Source organism: Sphingomonas glacialis (assembly GCF_014653575.1).
GTDB classification, from domain to species: domain Bacteria; phylum Pseudomonadota; class Alphaproteobacteria; order Sphingomonadales; family Sphingomonadaceae; genus Sphingomonas; species Sphingomonas glacialis.
Map to the genome: position 1 here is coordinate 242,172 of NZ_BNAQ01000002.1, position 17,941 is coordinate 260,112.

General features: G+C 67.4%; 16 protein-coding genes. 9 read left to right on the top strand and 7 right to left on the bottom strand.

Annotated elements, in window-relative coordinates:
• The first annotated feature begins 14 nt into the window (after positions 1-14).
• A complete protein-coding gene (locus IE187_RS07815) occupies positions 15-839 on the top strand; it encodes a DUF815 domain-containing protein (protein WP_189675781.1) in 825 nt (274 codons plus the stop codon).
• A 177-nt stretch (positions 840-1,016) separates the two neighbouring features.
• Here the strand turns inward: IE187_RS07815 and IE187_RS07820 are convergent, their stop codons facing one another.
• Entirely contained in the window at positions 1,017-2,810 is a 1,794-nt protein-coding gene (locus tag IE187_RS07820) for an ABC-F family ATP-binding cassette domain-containing protein (RefSeq protein ID WP_189675782.1), read from the bottom strand.
• 382 nt (positions 2,811-3,192) lie between these two features.
• On the opposite strand from IE187_RS07820, the gene IE187_RS07825 reads away from it, so the two are divergent.
• The 4 genes from IE187_RS07825 (at position 3,193) to IE187_RS07840 (ending at position 6,818) form a co-directional block, all read left to right on the top strand.
• The gene (locus IE187_RS07825; RefSeq protein WP_189675783.1) at positions 3,193-3,498 is read left to right on the top strand and encodes a PepSY domain-containing protein; all 306 of its coding nucleotides are present in this window, start codon (positions 3,193-3,195) and stop codon (positions 3,496-3,498) included.
• Positions 3,499-3,529: 31 nt separating this feature from the next.
• A complete protein-coding gene (locus IE187_RS07830) occupies positions 3,530-4,195 on the top strand; it encodes a response regulator transcription factor (RefSeq protein ID WP_010183547.1) in 666 nt (221 codons plus the stop codon).
• Positions 4,196-4,305: 110 nt separating this feature from the next.
• Positions 4,306-5,631, top strand: a complete 1,326-nt coding sequence (locus tag IE187_RS07835) for a sensor histidine kinase (protein WP_416194524.1) — start codon at positions 4,306-4,308, stop codon at positions 5,629-5,631.
• 74 nt (positions 5,632-5,705) lie between these two features.
• Positions 5,706-6,818, top strand: coding sequence for a serine aminopeptidase domain-containing protein (locus IE187_RS07840; protein WP_229839298.1), 1,113 nt, complete (start codon positions 5,706-5,708; stop codon positions 6,816-6,818).
• 12 nt (positions 6,819-6,830) lie between these two features.
• Here the strand turns inward: IE187_RS07840 and IE187_RS07845 are convergent, their stop codons facing one another.
• The gene (locus IE187_RS07845; RefSeq protein WP_189675786.1) at positions 6,831-7,610 is read right to left on the bottom strand and encodes a TIGR00266 family protein; all 780 of its coding nucleotides are present in this window, start codon (positions 7,608-7,610) and stop codon (positions 6,831-6,833) included.
• A gap of 218 nt (positions 7,611-7,828) precedes the next feature.
• Positions 7,829-8,827 carry an LLM class flavin-dependent oxidoreductase gene (locus IE187_RS07850; RefSeq protein WP_189675787.1) on the bottom strand — a complete coding sequence of 333 codons (999 nt, stop codon included), beginning with the start codon at positions 8,825-8,827 and terminating at the stop codon, positions 7,829-7,831.
• A 189-nt stretch (positions 8,828-9,016) separates the two neighbouring features.
• Between IE187_RS07850 and IE187_RS07855 the strand changes: the two genes are divergently transcribed.
• The 4 genes from IE187_RS07855 to IE187_RS07870 all read left to right on the top strand — a co-directional run bounded on the left by IE187_RS07855 (position 9,017) and on the right by IE187_RS07870 (position 13,666).
• Positions 9,017-9,685: a pyrimidine 5'-nucleotidase gene (locus IE187_RS07855; protein WP_189675788.1), complete on the top strand. Its 669-nt coding sequence runs from the start codon at positions 9,017-9,019 to the stop codon at positions 9,683-9,685.
• Positions 9,682-10,506, top strand: coding sequence for a 2,3,4,5-tetrahydropyridine-2,6-dicarboxylate N-succinyltransferase (dapD, locus tag IE187_RS07860; RefSeq protein ID WP_189675789.1), 825 nt, complete (start codon positions 9,682-9,684; stop codon positions 10,504-10,506). Before IE187_RS07855 ends, dapD begins: the two co-directional genes overlap by 4 nt.
• Before the next feature lie 182 nt (positions 10,507-10,688).
• Positions 10,689-11,657 (top strand): class II fructose-bisphosphatase, encoded by a 969-nt coding sequence (gene glpX, locus IE187_RS07865; RefSeq protein WP_189675790.1) that lies wholly within the window; start codon positions 10,689-10,691, stop codon positions 11,655-11,657.
• Between the two features lie 140 nt (positions 11,658-11,797).
• Positions 11,798-13,666 (top strand): CocE/NonD family hydrolase, encoded by a 1,869-nt coding sequence (locus IE187_RS07870; RefSeq protein WP_189675791.1) that lies wholly within the window; start codon positions 11,798-11,800, stop codon positions 13,664-13,666.
• A gap of 139 nt (positions 13,667-13,805) precedes the next feature.
• Here IE187_RS07870 and IE187_RS07875 read toward each other — a convergent pair whose 3' ends face one another.
• The 4 genes from IE187_RS07875 to IE187_RS07890 all read right to left on the bottom strand — a co-directional run bounded on the left by IE187_RS07875 (position 13,806) and on the right by IE187_RS07890 (position 17,926).
• Positions 13,806-14,600: an ABC transporter permease gene (locus IE187_RS07875; protein ID WP_189675792.1), complete on the bottom strand. Its 795-nt coding sequence runs from the start codon at positions 14,598-14,600 to the stop codon at positions 13,806-13,808.
• 127 nt (positions 14,601-14,727) lie between these two features.
• Positions 14,728-15,654, bottom strand: coding sequence for an ABC transporter ATP-binding protein (locus IE187_RS07880; RefSeq protein WP_189675793.1), 927 nt, complete (start codon positions 15,652-15,654; stop codon positions 14,728-14,730).
• A gap of 185 nt (positions 15,655-15,839) precedes the next feature.
• Complete coding sequence (locus IE187_RS07885) at positions 15,840-16,571, bottom strand: DsbA family protein (RefSeq protein WP_133186532.1); 732 nt, start codon at positions 16,569-16,571, stop codon at positions 15,840-15,842.
• The gene (locus IE187_RS07890) at positions 16,571-17,926 is read right to left on the bottom strand and encodes a M48 family metalloprotease (protein WP_189676223.1); all 1,356 of its coding nucleotides are present in this window, start codon (positions 17,924-17,926) and stop codon (positions 16,571-16,573) included. The genes IE187_RS07885 and IE187_RS07890 overlap by 1 nt, the downstream gene beginning before the upstream one ends.
• Positions 17,927-17,941: the final 15 nt, after the last annotated feature.

Consider the following 17,941-nt stretch of genomic DNA (forward strand, 5'->3'; position numbering starts at 1 on the left):
GTAGCAGGCGCGGCATGACCGAGCCCAGCACCGACCCCCTCGCCCGCATCGCCGCCGCGCTCGAACGCCTTGCACCGCCACTGCCCGCAAGCGCCGATCCGCTCGCGCACCCGGCTTATGTGTGGCGTGGCACAGTGCTGGAACCGGTGCGCGACTTCCGTCCCTTGCCGCTGGAACGGCTTCACGGCGTCGATGCGCAGCGCCGCGCGATGCTCGACAATGCGCGCCATCTGGCGGTCAAGGCCGCAGCGCACGACGTGCTGCTGTGGGGCGCGCGCGGTACCGGCAAGTCCGCGCTGGTCAAGGCGGTGACCGGCGCGGTGCAGGCCGAGGGCGGCGCGCTGGCGCTGGTCGAGATCGTGACGGCGCAGCTCGACACGCTGCCCGCGTTGTTCGCCCTGATCGCCGAGTGCCCCCGTGCGTTCCTGCTGTTCATCGACGATCTCGGATTCGACGCCGCCGCCGACGGGCGCGCCTTGCGCTCGATGCTCGATGGCGGGGCGGAAGCGCGGCCGGCCAATGCCCGGCTCGTCGTCACCTCGAACCGCCGCCATCTCGTCCCGCGCGAGATGATCGACCAGCCGAATGCGGTGAACCCGCGCGATGCCGCCGACGACGCGCTGGCCCTCGCCGATCGCTTCGGGCTGAGCCTTGGTTTTCACGTGGTCGACCAGGAAGGGTATTTGGCGATCGTCGCGAGCTATGCGCAGGCGTATGCATTGCCGTTCGATCCGATGGATGCTGTCGGTTTTGCCACGCGGCGTGGCGCGCGCTCGGGGCGCGTCGCGTGGCATTACATCGTCGATCTGGCCGGGCGGAATGGGCGAGCGCTGGGGTAACGGAGTCGCCCCGCCCTCTCCCGCATGCGGGAGAGGCTACGGAGACTTGGTTCGCCTCCTTCAGGCGGACCTAGTCGCAGTCGGTGAGGGCCTTCTGTCGCGCTTGAAGAAGAAGGCCCTCACCCAACCCTCTCCCGCAAGCGGGAGAGGGCTAGGAACGATAGATCGCCCGCAGGCTCACCCCTGCCCTTCGACCATTTCCGCCAGCTCGAGCCAGCGCAGTTCGGCCGCCGTTTTGTCTTCCTGCGCCTGGCCGATCGCCTCCATCAGCCGCTCGAACGCGTCGGGGTCGCGCGTGTAGAGATCGGGATCCTCGAGCAGCGTCTGGTCGCGCGCGATCGCGGCGTCGAGCGCCTCGATCCGCTTGGGCAGCTGCTCGTAATCGCGCTGATCCTTATAGGTCAGCTTGACCTTGGCGCCCGGCGCGGGTGCGGCGGTGGCCGAGACAGCGTTGCGCGCGATCGCGCCGCGCTTGGTCGGCGCCTTCGCCTTGCGCCGACGCTCCCAATCCTCATAGCCGCCCGCGACGACATCGACCGTACCCGAGCCGTCGAGCCCGAGCGTGATCGTCACCGTGCGATCGAGGAAGTCGCGGTCGTGGCTGACGATCAGCACGGTGCCTTCATAATCGCCGATCACGTCCTGCAGCAGGTCGAGCGTCTCGAGATCGAGATCGTTGGTCGGCTCGTCGAGGATGAGCAGGTTCGACGGCTTGGCGAATTCGCGCGCGAGCAGCAGGCGCGAGCGCTCGCCGCCCGACAGCGTGCCGATCTTGGCGTCGAGCACGCCGGGCTCGAACAGAAAGTCCTTCAGGTACCCAACCACGTGCTTGCGCGAGCCCTGCACCTCGACCCAGTCACCGCCGTCGGCGAGCACGTCGCGGATCGTCTTGTCAGGCTCCATCTTGCTGCGCTGCTGGTCGATGACGATACGCTCGAGCCCCTGCGCCATCTTGATCGTGCCGTGGTCGGGCGCGAGTTCGCCGGTGAGCAGCTTGAGCAAGGTCGACTTGCCCGCGCCGTTCGCGCCGACGATGCCGATGCGATCTTTCCGCGTCACGCGCAGCGTCAGATCGTCGATGATCGTGCGGTCGCCGAACGCCTTGGTGATGTGCTTGGCGTCGATCACCACCTTCGACTTGGCGTCGCCCGTGCCGATCGAGAGGTTGGCGGCGCCCGCCGGGCCGACCATCGACGCGCGTTCGGCGCGCATCTCGACCAGCTTGGTGAGGCGGCCCTGGTTGCGCTTGCGGCGGCCGGTGACGCCGCGCAGCAGCCAATGCTCCTCGAGCTTCAATTTGGCGTCGAGCTTCTCGGCGTTGCGCGCCTCGTCGGCATAGACCGCTTCGGTCCAGGCGTCGAAGCCACCGAAGCCGATCTCGGCACGGCGCAAGTTGCCGCGGTCCATCCATAGCGTCTGCTTGGTCAGCTTGGTGAGGAAAGTGCGGTCATGGCTGATCACGACGAAGGCGCCGCGGAAGCGCTGGAGCCATTCCTCGATCCATTCGATCGCGCCGATGTCGAGATGGTTGGTCGGCTCGTCGAGCAGCAGCACGTCGGGGTTCTGCGCGAAGGCGCGGACGATCGCGGCGCGGCGGCGCTCGCCGCCCGAGGCCTTGGCGGCCTCGCGGGTGAGATCGATGCCGAGCTGGTCGGCGATCGCCTCGGCCTCGTGCTGGCGCGGGGCGTCGTCGCCGCCGAGAACGTAGTCGGCGAGCGTCGTGCAGCCGGTCATTGCCGGCTCCTGTTCGAGCAGGATCACGCGCGTGCCGGGGACGATCGTGCGGCGGCCTTCGTCGCTGTCGATCTTGTTGCCGAGCAGCTTCATCAGCGTGGTCTTGCCAGCGCCGTTGCGCCCGATCAGCGCGAGCCGATCGCGCGGGCCGATATGGATGTCGAGGTTCCGAAAGAGCCATCCGGAGCCCTGGATGACGCCGAGATTTTCGTATGCGAGGATTGGTGCTAATGCCATGGCCGCGCGGCCTAGCGATTTAGCGTGGGTAAATCGAGGCTAAAGCGCGGGCGCGGGTGAGGCCGCATGAAGCGCGGTCCGCTCGAGCAGGATCCTAGCCGTCACCCCGGCCTTGTGCCGGGGCTCACCGGGCCGCGCGGTCATCGTGACGAATTGCGGTTTGTGCCCGCTGCTTGGTGGACCCCGGCACGAGGCCGGGGTGACGACGACTGGCTCTGGCGAGGAAACGGACGGTGCGCCCCGCCGCGGCCAAGCCGCGTCGTCGGACGGGTTCGCTGGCGCGACCCGCCGTCCGGCCTTGCGCGGGTCAGCCGGGCGTGGCCGGCTGCCGCGCTTCGGCTCATTCACAGGCTGTTCAATCCTGCGCCCCTATGCAAAGCCGATGTCGATGCTCGTAACCGTCTTGTTGGGACTGGCCACTGCCACCGCCCCGCCCCCGCTGGCGGGCGTCTGGCTGCAACATGTCGATCAACGCGAAGCGTGGCGCGCGCGGCGCGAGGGCCGCATCCTGCCGATCCGCGAGATCGAGGGGCGCGTGCTGCCGACGATGCGTGGCAGCCAGTATCTCGGCTTCGATTTCGACGCCGACCGCGGGATTTACACGCTCAAGTTCCTGCGCGATGGAACCGTCATCTGGGTCGAGGTCGACGGCCGTACCGGCCAGATCATCGGCCGCACCGGCAATTGAGCGCGTCCGCGCTCGTAAAGGGAACACAGACATGCGCGTATTGATCGTCGAGGACGAACCGAGCCTGGGCCAGCAGCTCAAGGCCACGCTGGAAGGCGCCGGCTATGCAATCGACCTCGCCACCGATGGCGAGGAAGGGCATTTCATGGGCTCGACCGAGAATTACGACGCGATCATCCTCGATCTCGGCCTGCCCGAGATCGACGGGCTGACCGTGCTCGACCGCTGGCGCAAGGAAGGCCGCACCGCCCCCGTGCTCGTACTCACCGCGCGCGACAGCTGGTCGGACAAGGTCGCCGGGCTCGATGCCGGCGCCGACGATTATGTCGCCAAGCCGTTCCAGTCGGAGGAACTGATCGCCCGCCTGCGCGCATTGATCCGCCGCGCCTCGGGCAATGCCTCGTCCGAACTGACCGCGGGCGGCGTGCGGCTCGACACGCGCTCGGGCAAGGTCACGCTCAACGGCGAGCCGGTCAAGATGACCGCGCAGGAATACAAGCTGCTCAGCTATCTGCTCCACCACAAGGGCAAGGTGGTCAGCCGCACCGAGCTGATCGAACATATCTACGACCAGGATTTCGACCGCGATTCGAACACGATCGAAGTGTTCGTCACGCGTATCCGCAAGAAGCTCGGGCAGGACGTGATCACAACGATCCGCGGGCTTGGCTACAGCCTTGAAGACCCGGATGCCTGACCGTGGCTGAAGCCGACGCGTCCGATCTCGTAGCGCCGCCGCTGCCCGCGCTCGAGGGCGATGCGCATCCGGCGATCCCGGTGCGCACCACGGGGTCGTTGTCGCGCCGGATGATCCTGATCGCGGCGGGCTGGATCCTGCTGCTGCTCGCCGGCGGCGGGTTCGCGCTCGACCGCGTGCTGACCACCGCGATCACGCGCAATTTCGACGACCAGCTCGAATATGTGCTGACCGCCTTGATCGTCTCGGCCGAGATCGGGCCGCAGGGCGAAGTCCTGTCGAATCGCGAGCTCGCCGATCAGCGCTTCATCGAGCCAAATTCCGGCCTTTACTATCAGATCGGCGCGCCGGGCCAGGAACCGTATGCGTCGCGCTCGCTGTGGGATCGGCGGCTGGCCTATGGCGGCAAGCACAACGATCTCGGCGTCCATGCCTATGACAGCAAGCAGTTCGTCGATCCCAAGGCGGAGAATCCCGAACGGCTGCGGATCGTCGAGCGCGACGTCACGCTGCCGGGGTCGAAGGTGCGCTGGCGCTTCCAGGTCGCGCAGAATCGCGACGGGCTCGACGCGCAGATCAAGGTGCTGCGCAAGACTTTGGTGCGCAGCTTCGCGTTGCTTGGCTTCGGGCTGATCGTGATGGCGGGCCTGCAGACCTTTTACGGGCTGTGGCCGCTGCGCAAGGTGCGCGAGGAGATCGCCCGGATGCGCGCCGGGAAAGCACGCCAGATCGAGCGGCCGATGCCGATCGAGGTCGCGCCGATGGTCGAAGAACTGAACGCGCTGATCGCACATAACGAACGCCAGGCCGAGGAAGCGCGGCGTCACGCCGGCAACCTCGCGCATGCGCTCAAGACGCCGCTCACCGTGATCATGAACGCCGCGACCGCCGAGGCTAACGATCTCGGCGAGACCGTCGTGCGCGAGGCGCGGACGATGCGGCGGCAGGTCGATCATCACCTCGCCCGCGCCCGCGCGGTCGGGCGGCGCGGGTCGGCGCACAGCCGGGCGGACGTCTGGCCGAGCCTCGAATCGGTCGAGCGCGCGGTCGGCATCCTCTATCGCCACGTCCGCATCGACAGCGACGGGCCGAAGGACCTGCAAGTCCATGTCGAGCGGCAGGATCTCGACGAGATGCTCGGCAATCTGATCGAGAATGCCGCGAAGTACGGCGGCGGATCGGTGTTCGTCACCGTCTCGAAGCATTCGGGCTTCGTCGAATTCCTGATCGAGGATGACGGCGTCGGCATTCCCGAGGAACAGCGCATCCGCATCTTCGACCGCGGCGTGCGGCTCGATTCGGGCAAGCCTGGCACGGGGCTCGGCATGGCGATCGTGCGCGACGTGGCGGAGATCTACGAGGGCACGGTGAGCCTCGAGGAAAGCGAGGACCTCGGCGGGTTGCTGGTACGTTTGCGGTTGCCTGCGGCGAACTGAGTGCTGCGCTTGCCTAGCGATGAGGCAGCTGCCAGAACCGCATCCGGGCAGTCAAATCGGGTTGGGGTGACGACGTGCGGGGATCGTTTTATTTCGCTGTAGCAGCGGCCTCCACGATGCTCGTGGCACCGGCCTTCGCCCAGGACTGCGTGCCGCAACGCGCGCCAGTCGCCTTGGCGCTTCCCAGCGTGACGACCGCGGGTGAACTCGTAACACCGCCAGCCGGGATCGCGCGGCGCGGCGTGGTCGTGCTGTTCCCCGGGTCCGATGTTGCGGACATGGACGGTGCAATCGAGGGGCCGAACCACACGATCACCTCGCGGCCGATGCTTCAGGTCGCCAATCGCCTTGCGTGCGCCGGGATCGTCTCGTTCCGTTACAACAAGCGCTATGTCACCGGGCCGACGACCGTGGACCGCGCCAAGTTCGACACGTTGAACGGATCCGATCTCGCAGCCGACGGGCGCGCCGCAGTCGCATGGGTCACGGCACGCCCGGAAGCGCGCGGCCTGCCGCTCGGCCTGGTCGGGTGGAGCGAGGGCACCACGGTCGCGATGGCGGTCGCGAGCGGGGAGCCGGCGGTTCGCGCGGTGGCGCTGATGGGCCCGGTCGTCGACACGCCCGCCCATGTCGCGCAGGCGCAATATCAACGCATCGGCAAGCCCTATCTCGCGCGCTTTGCGGTCGACGGTGCGCTCGATGCCGATGCGATCGCGCGCGCCGATGCCGGCCCCGGCGGCGATCTCGCGCACATCTTCGTTCGCATGTTCCGCGGTTTTCGGCCCGGCGAACGCGTCAATCCGCTGCTCGACACCAACTGCGATGGGCGGATCAGCTTTGCCGAGGCCGATCCGATCCTGGCTTCCTGGTATGCCGATGGTCCCGAAAGTGGGCTCGGGATCGCCGCGACGGCGCGCTCGCTTAAAGGGGTTGCCGACGCCTTCCCGGCGACCAATGCGCGGATCCTGCTGCTGCAGGGGTTGAACGACTCGATGATCGCGCCCGACGCGGCTCAGGCGTTTGCACGCCGCCCCGAAGCGCGTGCGCGCGTCACGTTGATCGGCTATCCGGGGCTTGGCCATTCGCTCGGCACCGCAGCGTCGGCGCAGACCGACACGCTATTACCCGTCGCTCGCAAGCCGCTCGATGACATGGCGAAGTGGTTCGGTCAGGCGCTGCGGTCGTAAAGCGCCCTCGCCTCACTCGTTCCCCAATAACCCGCCGAGCAGCCCGCCGACCACCGCGCCGGCCGCACCACCGCCGACCAGGCGTCCGATCCCCGCGCCTGCTGCCGCGCCGCGCTCCTCATTCCCCGGCAGATGGCGCGCGACTTCCTCCGCCAGATTCATGATCGGCATCGATTGCAGCCAGACCTTGCCCGGCCCGGTCAGCGTCGCGAGGAACAGCCCCTCGCCGCCGAACAGGATGTTGCGGAAGCCGCGCACCATCTGAATGTCGGTCGAGACGGTCGGCTCCTGGATGCCGATATGCCCGGCATGGACGCGGAGGCGCTCGCCGGGGGCGAGGTCCTTCTCGATCACTTCGCCCGACAGGTCGAGGAACACGGTGCCAGGGCCAGTAACGCGCTGGAGGATGAAGCCCTCGCCCGCGAACACGCCGGCGCCGAGGCGCTGCTGGAAGGCGATGTCGAGCGACACCGAATATTCGGCGCAGAGGAAGGTCTCCTTGCGGCAGATCAAGGACTCGCCGGCGCGGAGGGTGCGCGCGATGATCTTGCCGGGAAAGCGCGGCGCGAAGGCGACGTGCGCGGCCTCGTCGGCGATATATTCGGTGATGAAGATGCTGCCGCCCGACATCGCACGCTTGAGCCCCGCGAACAGCCCGCCGCCGGTGTGCGTGTCCATCCGGATGCCGTCGCTCATCCACGCCATCGCGTGCGTCTGGCTGACGATCCGTTCACCGCGATCGAGATCGATCGAGACGGTCTGCATTACGGTGCCGGCGATGTCGTAGCGCATGGTTGGAGAGGCCCTTGCTGTGGTGCACTGACGTAACACAGCAAGGGGAGCGATGGAATACTACGCCCCTCCCTCGTCACCCCGGGCTTGTCCCGGGGTCCACCGGGCCGCGCACGCTCCAGCGGCATCCCGCGCATCGCGGTGGGCCCCGGCACAAGGCCGGGGTGACGGCGGGGGGCGTCCGCGCGCACGTCGAACCAAGTCCGGCGTGCGCGGCTTTACGCCGCGATGGCGACGTCCTGCATCGCTTCCGCGGTGATCGTCAGGCTGCGCTTGCGCGCTTCGTGATCGTAGATCGAACTGGCGATCATCAGCTCGTCGACGCCGGTACGGGCGACGAACGCGGCGATCTCGCGCGCGACCTTGGCCGGGCCGCCGACTGCCGAGCAGGACAGGACGTGATCGAGGATCGCGGCCCCTTGCGCGCCGAGGCTCTCGCGATAGCCCGCGACGGGCGGCGGAAGCTGGCGCGGGTTGCCGGTGCGCAGCGCGACGAACGCCTGTTGCTGCGAGCTCGCCAGCAACTCGCCCTGCGCATCGGTATCGGCGGCGAAGACGTTGAAGCCGGCCATGACGTGCGGTTTGGCAAGCGCGGCCGAGGGGCGGAAGGTGCGACGGTAGATGTCGATCGCCGCCATCAGCGAATCGGGCGCGAAGTGCGACGCGAAGGCATAGGGCAGCCCGAGCATCGCGGCGAGCTGCGCGCCGAAGGTGCTCGAGCCGAGAATCCACAGCGAGACGTCTGCACCGGCGCCCGGCGTCGCGACGATGCCGGTCTGGCCGTCATTGGCGAAATAGCTCTGCAGCTCGACCACGTCGCGCGGGAAGGCGTTGGCGTCGGTCTCGAGATTGCGGCGCATCGCGCGCGCGACGATCTGGTCCGAGCCCGGCGCGCGGCCGAGGCCGAGGTCGATCCGGCCGGGGAACAGCGCGTCGAGCGTGCCGAACTGCTCGGCGATCGCGAGCGGGGCGTGGTTGGGCAGCATGATCCCGCCCGCGCCGACGCGGATCGTCGCGGTGTTCGCGGCGATGTGGCCGAGCACGACCGAGGTGGCGGCGCTGGCGATGCCGGTCATGCCGTGATGCTCGGCGGTCCAGTAGCGGTGGAAGCCGTTGCGCTCGGCGTGCTTTGCGAGGTCCGCGGCGTTGGCGAGCGCCTGGGACACGGTGCCGCCTTCGATGACGGGGACGAGATCGAGCAGGGAATATTGGGTCATGTTAGGGATGTGGGGAGGACGGCGGTCGTTTCAAAGCCCCTCCCCTGAAGGGGAGGGGTTGGGGTGGGGAAGTCAAAAGCGCCGGCGTCTCTGCGAGGCACGCCCCACCCCCGTCCCCTCCCCTGAAGGGGAGGGGCGAAGATGCGTCTCCGCCTTGCCCCTACGTCCCCTCCCGCTTAGAGCCACCGCATGGACCCACGCCTCGCCCATATCCGCACCTGGATCTTCGATCTCGACAACACGCTCTACCCCTCGAGCGCGCGGCTGTTCGACCAGATCGATTCGCGGATGACGGGCTATATCGCCGACAAGTTCGCGGTCGACCATGTCGAGGCGCGCCGCATCCAGAAGGGCTATTTCCACGCGCACGGCACGACGCTCGCCGGGCTGATGGCAGAGCATGACGTCGACCCGCACGCCTTTCTCGACCATGTCCACGACATCGAGATGGACGTGCTCGAGGAAAACGCCCCGCTCGCCGCGGCGATCGCCAAGCTGCCGGGGCGCAAGCTCGTCTTCACCAACGCCGACACGCCCTATGCCAGCAAGGTGCTGGCGAAGCTCGGGCTCGGCGAAAGCTTCGAGGCGATCCACGACGTCCATGCGATGGACCTGATCCCGAAGCCGCAAGCCTCGGCTTATGCCGGGCTGTGCGCGGCGTTCGATCTCGACCCGACGACCTGCCTGTTCGCCGAGGACATGGCGCGCAACCTCGCGCCCGCCAAGGCAATCGGCATGACGACGCTGTGGGTCGACAATGGCTCGGAACAGACGCCGGGCGGCGAGGACCGCTCCTTCATCGACTTCACCTGCGCCGACATCACGGCGTGGCTCCACGACCATACGGGGGATATATGAGCGACCTGCAGCAGACCATCGACGGCGCGTGGGACGCGCGCGACACGATCAGCTTCGCGACCAAGGGCGCGGTGCGCGACGCGGTCGAGCAGGCGCTGCTCCAGCTCGATTCGGGCGCGATGCGCGTCGCCGAGCCGACCGGGGACGGCGGCTGGCAGGTCAACCAGTGGCTCAAGAAGGCGGTGCTGCTGTCTTTCCGGCTCAACGACAACAGCCTGGTCGAGGGCGGTGCCGGCGGCGCTCCGGCGTTCGACAAGGTGCCCTCGAAGTTCGCCGGCTGGGGCGAGGCCGAGTTCCGCGCAGGTGGCTTCCGCGTCGTTCCCGGCGCGGTTGCGCGGCGCGGGAGCTTCATCGGCAAGGGCGCGATCCTGATGCCGAGCTTCGTCAACATCGGCGCCTATGTCGGTGAGGGCACGATGGTCGACACCTGGGCGACGGTCGGGTCGTGCGCGCAGATCGGCAAGGGCGTGCATCTGTCGGGCGGTGCCGGGATCGGCGGCGTGCTCGAGCCGCTGCAGGCGGACCCGGTGATCATCGGCGACGGCGCGTTCATCGGCGCGCGGGCCGAGGTCGCCGAGGGTGTGCGCGTCGGCGAAGGTGCGGTGCTGTCGATGGGCGTGTATCTCGGTGCGAGCACCAAGATCATCGACCGCGCGACCGGCGAAGTTTTCCGCGGCGAAGTGCCGCCCTATTCGGTGGTGGTGCCGGGCTCGACCGGTGGCGGCGACGGCAAGCCGGCGCTGTATTGCGCGGTGATCGTCAAGCGCGTTGATGCGCAGACGCGCTCGAAGACCAGCATCAACGAACTGCTGCGCGACTGACCCTTCTTCCCCCCTCCCGCTTGCGGGAGGGGTCGGGGGTGGGCGCGCGCTATCGACGGCAACTGTCGCTGAAAGCGCGCGCCCACCCCCAGCCCCTCCCGCAAGCGGGAGGGGAGTAGCAACGTCTCGACAACGTAACGCGCCCCGCCTAGTCCCTCCCCAAACAAGAGGATGCTTCGTCAATGACCACCACCGCTTCCAAAACGCTCGACCGTGTTCTCGTCCTCGAAATGGTCCGCGTGACCGAGGCGGCGGCGATCGCCGCGTCGACGCTCACCGGGCGCGGCGATGAAAAGGCGGCGGATGCGGCGGCGGTCGATGCGATGCGCACTGCGCTCAACTCGCTCTACATGGACGGCACCGTCGTCATCGGCGAAGGCGAGCGCGATGAGGCGCCGATGCTGTTCATCGGCGAGAAGGTCGGTTCGGCGATCGGCAAGGGGCCGAAGATCGACATCGCGCTCGATCCGCTCGAGGGCACGACGATCTGCGCCACCGCCGGCCCGAACGCGCTCGCGGTGCTCGCGATCGCCGAGGAAGGCGGGCTGCTCAACGCGCCGGACGTCTATATGGACAAGATCGCGTGCGGCCCGGGCTATCCCGAGGGCATCATCGATCTCGACAAGTCGCCGACCGAGAACGTCACCGCGCTGGCGGCTGCCAAGGGCGTCAAGCCGTCGGAGGTCATCGCCTGCGTGCTCGATCGTCCGCGCCACGCCAAGATCATCGCCGAGTTACGTGCACTCGGCTGCGGAATCATGCTGATCGGTGACGGCGACGTGGCCGGCGTGATCGCGACGACCAACCCCGACACGACGATCGACATCTACATGGGTTCGGGCGGCGCGCCCGAGGGCGTGCTCGCGTGCGCGGCGCTGCGCTGCGTCGGCGGGCAGTTCAAGGGCCGCCTGCTGTTCCGCAATGACGACGAGCGTGCGCGCGCCGCGAAGTGGGGCGTGACCGATCTCGACAAGCAATACGACCTGACCGAACTCGCGCGCGGCGACTGCATCTTTGCGGCGACCGGCGTGACCGACGGCTCGCTGCTCGCCGGCGTGAAGCGCAAGGGGCACATCATGACGACCGAGAGCGTCGTGATGCGCGCGAGCTCGGGCACGGTGCGCTGGGTCAAGGGCGAACACCGGATCTGAGGCGCGCCTAAGCCCCAGACCCTAACCATATCGTCACCCCGGGCTTGTCCCGGGGTCCACCGTGCCGCACACTTGCTGCGTGAGCATTTGCGGCACGGTGGACCCCGGCACGAGGCCGGGGTGACGTTTAGGGGTTGGGCATGCGGAAAGTTGTGGCGGCGCTGGCTGCAGGTGTAGCGCTGGCAGGCCCGATCGCCGCCCGACCGCAAGCGGCATCGGCCCCGACGGCCGCCCCTGCCCCCGCGCTCTCCCCCTACACCTACGAAGAAGTGATGGTCCCAATGCGCGACGGCGCGCGGCTCCAGACCGTGATCTTGCGTCCGCGGAACCAAACCGGACCCCTGCCGATCCTGTTTTCGCGCACCCCCTATGGCGTGCCCGACTCCGCGCCGAAGAAGACGCCGGGCAACCAAGTCGCGCTCGACCGCGACGGCTATATTTATGTCGAGCAGTCGATGCGCGGGCGCTTCAAGTCCGACGGCGTGTTTACGCTTTCCACCGCGGTGCATCCGGGCGATCCGAAGCAGGTCGACGAATCGACCGACGCCTATGACAGCATCGACTGGCTGGTGAAGAACGTGCCGCAAAACAGCGGCAAGGTCGGGATGTGGGGCGTGTCCTACCCGGGCTTCGCCGCGGCGATCGCGCTGATCGGCCCGCATCCCGCGCTGAAGGCGGTCAGCCCGCAGGCGGCTTGGGTCGATTACTGGCAGTCCGACGATCTTCACCGAAACGGCGCGCTACGCCTGTCGTATGCGACCGACTGGCTGGCAATGCTCCAGCTCGACAAGACGCAGGACACGTCGTTCCAATACGATCGCTACGACACGTACGACTGGTTCCTCGCCAAGGGCCCGGTCGAGCAGATCGACAAGACCGAGTTCAAGGGCAAGGTGCCGATGTTCACCGCGCTGCTCGACCATCCCAATCACGACGCCTTCTACACCGATCAGCGCTGGAGCGACCGGCTCGGCAAGACGACGGTGCCGACGCTCAACGTCGCGGGCTATTGGGATCAGGAAGATCCGTCGGGATCGTGGCAGATCTATTTCAAGCAGGCGCAGAACGATCCCGATCATCTCGCGACGATGGTCGCCGGCCCCTGGGCGCATGGCTGGTGGCAGCGCCCGACCAATGCGCTCGGGCCCATCCCGTACGGCGTGCCGAGCGGGACGCAGTTCCAGGAGCAGATCCAGGCGCCGTTCTTCGCCTATTGGCTCCACGGGACGGGCGCGAAGCCGACGACCGGCGTGAAGAGCTTCCAGAGCGGCAGCTGGACGTGGAAGAGCTACACGGCGTGGCCGGCGGCGGGCACCAAGCCGACCGACCTGTATCTCCACGCCGACGGCTCGCTGTCGTTCAAGGCACCGGCACCGGGCGAAGCGTGCCGCGATTATGTGTCGGACCCGGCCAACCCGGTGCCGTTCCGCGCGCGCCCGATGTCGGGGACGTATCTGTCGCCCGACTGGTCGTGGTGGGAGGCGGCCGACCAGCGTTTCCTCGGCGGCCGGCCCGATGTGCTGAGCTATACGAGCGCGCCGCTCGAGAAGGATCTGACGGTTACTGGGCATGTCCTCGCGCAGCTTGCCGCCTCGACCAGCGGGACCGACAGCGACTTCGTCGTCAAGTTGATCGACGTCTATCCGGACAACCAAGTGCAGAACGCCGAATCGCCCAAGCCCGGCGACTATGCCAAGTCGCTCAACGGCTATCAGCTGCCGATCGCGATGGATGTCCGGCGGGGGCGTTTCCTTGCGAGCGACACGAACCCGCAGCCGTTGGTGCCGGGCAAGGTGACGCGCTGGGAAGTGGCGCTGCGCGAGCACGACCATGTGTTCTTGAAGGGCCACCGGCTGATGGTGCAGGTTCAGTCGAGCTGGTTCCCGGTGATCGACCGCAACCCGCAGCGCTTCGTACCCAATATCGCGCGGGCGAAGCCGGGGGATTTCGTCAAGGCAACGCAGAAGGTGTGCGCCGGGTCGAAGATCGTGCTGCCGGTAATGCCCTAAATCCCTCTCCCTTCGGGAGAGGGTGGCCGAGCGCAGCGAGGTCGGGGGAGGGCAGTCCACGCCGCCGGACCGCACTGCCCTCACCCTTCCCACGCCCTTTGGGCGCGTGCCCCTTCCCTCTCCCACAGGGAGAGGGAGATTAGTTCTTCATTCGCCAGCCGGTCTTGAAGATCCACGAGATGACGGCAAGGCACACGACCAAAAACAGCGCGGTCACGCCCAGGCTCAAACCCACCGACACGTCGCCCTTGTCGAAGAACGCCCAGCGGAAGCCGCTCACCAGATACACCACCGGGTTGAACAGGCTCACCGTCCGCCACGGCTGCGGCAGCATGTCGATCGAATAGAAGGCGCCGCCGAGGAAGGTCAGCGGGGTGATCAACAGCGCGGGGATGAAGTTCAGCTGCTCGAAGCCGTTCGCCCACACGCCAATGATGAAGCCGAGCAGACTGAAGGTGATGCTCGTCAGCACGAGGAAGGCGAGCATCGCGACCGGATGGACGATGCTGAGCGGCACGAACAGCGACGCGGTCGCGAGGATGATCAGCCCGAGCACGATCGATTTGGTCGCCGCCGCGCCTACATAGCCGATCACCATCTCCATCGCCGACACGGGAGCCGAGAGCAGCTCGTAAACGGTGCCGGTGAATTTGGGGAAATAGATGCCGATCGAGGCGTTCGAGATGCTCTGCGTCAGCAGCGAGAGCATGATCAGGCCGGGCACGATGAAGCTGCCGTAGCCGACCCCGCCGACCGTACTGATCTTCGACCCGATCGCCCCGCCGAACACGACGAAATAGAGCGAGGTGGTGATCACCGGCGTGACGAGGCTCTGCCACAAGGTGCGCAGCGCGCGCGCCATCTCGAAGCGATAGATCGCCCAGATGCCGTGGAAATTGACCGCGGGGGCCTTGGTTGCGGCGTGCGTGCTCATGTCGCGATCCTCCCTGTTTCCGTTCGTGCTGAGCCTGTCGAAGCACTGCCCACCACGAGCGGACCGTCCGTTGAGAGCAGCCCTTCGACAGGCTCAGGGCGAACGGGTGGGAGAGATGCCCAGGCGCTCATGCCGCGTCCTTCTGTTCGACGAGGTCGACGAAAATGTCTTCGAGCGAGCTCTTGTGCGTCTCGAGATCGCGATAGCCGATGCCGAGCGTGCCGAGCTTCGCGAGCAACCCCGGAATGTCCTCATTCTCCGAATCGAAGGTGTAGAGCAACGTCGCGCCCTCATCCTCCAGTGCGAGGTTCCATGCCGCGAGATCGGCGGGCACCGCGGTCATCGGCGCCTGCAGCGCGATCAGCATCCGCCGCTTGCCGAGCTTCTTCATCAGCGCGGCCTTCCGTTCGACCAGGATGATCCGCCCCTTGTCGATCACGCCGACGCGGTCGGCCATCTCCTCGGCCTCCTCGATGTAATGCGTCGTCAGGATGATCGTCGTGCCGGCGGCGCGGAGCTTGTGGACGAGCTTCCACATGTCGCGGCGCAAAGCCACGTCGACGCCCGCGGTCGGCTCGTCGAGGAACAGGATCTCGGGTTCGTGGCTGAGCGCCTTGGCGATCAGCACGCGGCGCTTCATGCCGCCCGACAGCTCGCGGATCTTGGCGTCGCGCTTGTCCCACAGCGACAGGTCGCGCAACACTTGCTCGATATGCGCGTCGTTCGGGCCCTTGCCGAACAGGCGGCGGCTGAACTTGACGGTGGCGAGCACCGTCTCGAACATGTCGACCGACAGTTCCTGCGGCACGAGGCCGATCGCACGGCGTGCGCTGCGGAAATCCTTCTGCGCGTCATGGCCGAGCACCGTCACGGTCCCCGTGCTGGGCGTGACGATCCCGCAAATGATCGAGATCAGCGTCGTCTTGCCCGCGCCGTTGGGCCCGAGCAACGCGAAGATCTCGCCGCGCGCGATGTCAAGATCGACCGGCTCGAGTGCGCGATGTCCCGAGGCGTAGGTCTTCGACACGCCCACGATCGATAGAATGGTGTCCATGCTGCCCCCGATTGTTGTCGCGCAGATAGGGCGGTAGCGGGGAGATAACAACCGCTCGGTATGAAAGTCGCGATGCCTATCGCGCCGTCACCCCGGCCTCGTGCCGGGGTCCACTGTGCCGCGCGAACTGCCGCCGGACCGCGCGCCGCACGGTGGCCCCCGGCACAAGGCCGGGGTGACGGGTGTTACTTGAGCCCAGCCGCGCGCGCTTCGGCGACCGCCTTTTGCAAGTCCTCGAGCGGGAGCGCGGAGGAAACCACCTTGGTGCCGATCACCCAGCTCGGCGTGCCGGTCATGCCGAGCGCGCGTGCGATCGTTGCGTTCGAAGTGATCTCCTGCTCGGCGCGCGGCGCATAGGCCGCGGCGCGCGCGGCATCGACGCCCGCGGTCTTCGCCGCCGCGGCGATGCTCTGCGTGCTGACCGGGCCGCCGGCATAGAGTGCGTCGTGGAACGCCTGGAACTTGCCCTGCTCGGCCGCCGCCAAGCTCATCCGCGCGGCATCGATGCTGCTTTGCGCGAGGATCGGGAAGTCGCGATAGACGATGCGGATCTTCGGGTCGCTCTTGAGCAAAGCCGCGATGGTCGGGAGGCTGGCGCGGCAATAGCCGCAATTGTAATCGAAATATTCGACCACGGTGACATCCGGGTTGGTGCTCCCCGCCCAGGCGCTGCCGACCGGCGTGTAGATCGCGCTGCGGTTGGCGGCGATCGTCTCGGCATGGCCACGGTCGCGCAGCGCGTCCATCGCCGCGGGAAGGATCTCGGGATGCGCCATCAGATAATCGTGCACCATGCCTTCGACGCGTGCGCGCTCCCCCCCGCTCGCCGGAATCAGCCGTTCGAGGCTGGCAAAACCGGCCGCGCCGATCAGCCCCGCGACGAGCGCGAGGGTTATGGAATTCCAGGCCGGGCGCATCAGCGTTTCTTCTTATATTTCTTCGGATTGTCGTCGATTTCGTTCTGCGCGGCGAGCGCGATGTCCTGCGCGCGGATCCAGTCGACGCTGTTGGGGGCGAGCCCTTGCATCGCGCCGCGCGCGCTATACGCGGCGAGCGGGACGTTGCCCGTCAGGCTCGCTTGCTCGGCGCTTGACAGCATCGCGCGCGGCTGGTCGCCCATCGCCTCGTAGACGGTGCCGAGCTGATACCAGGCGAAGGGATTTTCGTCGTCGCGCGCCACTGCCTGGCGCAGCACCTTGATCGCCTCGGGGTAATTCGCCTTGTCCTCGGTCGCGATCAGCGCGTGGCCGAAGGTCGTCGCGATCAGCGGCGCGTTGCGCGACAGCTCGGTCGCCTCGCGCAACGGGGCCAGCGCCTGGACCGGCTTGCCCGCTTCGAGCAGGATCTGGCCCTGGATCTCGAGGAAATAGGGGTCGTGCGGGGCTGCCTTGATCAGCGCAGCGGCCTCGGCATCGGCTTTCTCGGGGTACGCCGATTTGTGCCAGGCATAGGCGCGGGCATAGTGCGCATAGAGGCTCTGATCCTCGTCGGTATAGGTGTTGAGCGTGGTCTTGGGGTCGGCAACATAGCCGAGCAGCTTGGCCTTGACGCGCTTGAACTGTTCCTCGAGCGCCTGGTCGGGCTTCTTGCCATAGGCCGGCGAGGCGATGACGTCGGCAGTCAGGCTGGCGATGCGCTCGCCCGACAGCGGATGGCTCTGCGCGAACGGGTCGATGTTCTTGAGGCCGTACGCATATTCCTCGTTCTGCAGCTTCTTGAAGAAGGTCAGCATGCCCTTGCCGGTGACGCCGGCCTCGCGCAGGAATTTCGCGCCGGTGGCGTCGGCCGTCGATTCCTGGACGCGGCTGAACGCGAGGAACTTGCCCTGCGCCGCGGTCGTGCCGGCCGAGAGGATCCCGGCCCCCGCCTCGGGCGCGCCCGCGGCGATCGCCGCGACACCGAGCACCATGCTGAGGATCGAGACGCCGAGCGCGGGCTTGATGCCCGCATCCATCAGCACGACGTGCCCGTCGGCGACATGGCCGAGCTCGTGCGCGATCACGCCCTGGACTTGGTTGGCGTTGTCGGCGGCCTGGATCAGCCCCGAATGGACATAGATCGTCTGCCCGCCCGCGGTGAAGGCGTTGATCGAATCGTCGTTGATCAGGACGACCTTGACGTTCCTCGGCGAGAGCCCCGCCGCCAGGATCAGCGGACGCGACATGTCGTTGAACATCGCTTCGGTCTCGGCATCGCGCAGGATCGATTGCGCTGCCGCCGGTTGCGCCCAGGCGAGGAGGGAGAGCGCGCACGCCGCGAAGAGTCGCTTCATCCGCCCCGTATCGCC

Bases quoted from the DNA above. Each gene is read 5' to 3' on its own strand.
- IE187_RS07870 (WP_189675791.1), top strand. From the start codon at position 11,798: ATGCGGAAAGTTGTGGCGGCGCTGGCTGCAGGTGTAGCGCTGGCAGGC.
- dapD (WP_189675789.1), top strand. From the start codon at position 9,682: ATGAGCGACCTGCAGCAGACCATCGACGGCGCGTGGGACGCGCGCGAC.
- IE187_RS07890 (WP_189676223.1), bottom strand. From the start codon at position 17,926: ATGAAGCGACTCTTCGCGGCGTGCGCGCTCTCCCTCCTCGCCTGGGCG.
- IE187_RS07880 (WP_189675793.1), bottom strand. From the start codon at position 15,654: ATGGACACCATTCTATCGATCGTGGGCGTGTCGAAGACCTACGCCTCG.
- IE187_RS07845 (WP_189675786.1), bottom strand. From the start codon at position 7,610: ATGCGCTACGACATCGCCGGCACCGTAATGCAGACCGTCTCGATCGAT.
- IE187_RS07825 (WP_189675783.1), top strand. From the start codon at position 3,193: ATGTCGATGCTCGTAACCGTCTTGTTGGGACTGGCCACTGCCACCGCC.
- IE187_RS07855 (WP_189675788.1), top strand. From the start codon at position 9,017: ATGGACCCACGCCTCGCCCATATCCGCACCTGGATCTTCGATCTCGAC.
- IE187_RS07815 (WP_189675781.1), top strand. From the start codon at position 15: ATGACCGAGCCCAGCACCGACCCCCTCGCCCGCATCGCCGCCGCGCTC.
- IE187_RS07830 (WP_010183547.1), top strand. From the start codon at position 3,530: ATGCGCGTATTGATCGTCGAGGACGAACCGAGCCTGGGCCAGCAGCTC.
- IE187_RS07875 (WP_189675792.1), bottom strand. From the start codon at position 14,600: ATGAGCACGCACGCCGCAACCAAGGCCCCCGCGGTCAATTTCCACGGC.
- IE187_RS07820 (WP_189675782.1), bottom strand. From the start codon at position 2,810: ATGGCATTAGCACCAATCCTCGCATACGAAAATCTCGGCGTCATCCAG.
- glpX (WP_189675790.1), top strand. From the start codon at position 10,689: ATGACCACCACCGCTTCCAAAACGCTCGACCGTGTTCTCGTCCTCGAA.
- IE187_RS07850 (WP_189675787.1), bottom strand. From the start codon at position 8,827: ATGACCCAATATTCCCTGCTCGATCTCGTCCCCGTCATCGAAGGCGGC.
- IE187_RS07885 (WP_133186532.1), bottom strand. From the start codon at position 16,571: ATGCGCCCGGCCTGGAATTCCATAACCCTCGCGCTCGTCGCGGGGCTG.
- IE187_RS07835 (WP_416194524.1), top strand. From the start codon at position 4,306: ATGATCCTGATCGCGGCGGGCTGGATCCTGCTGCTGCTCGCCGGCGGC.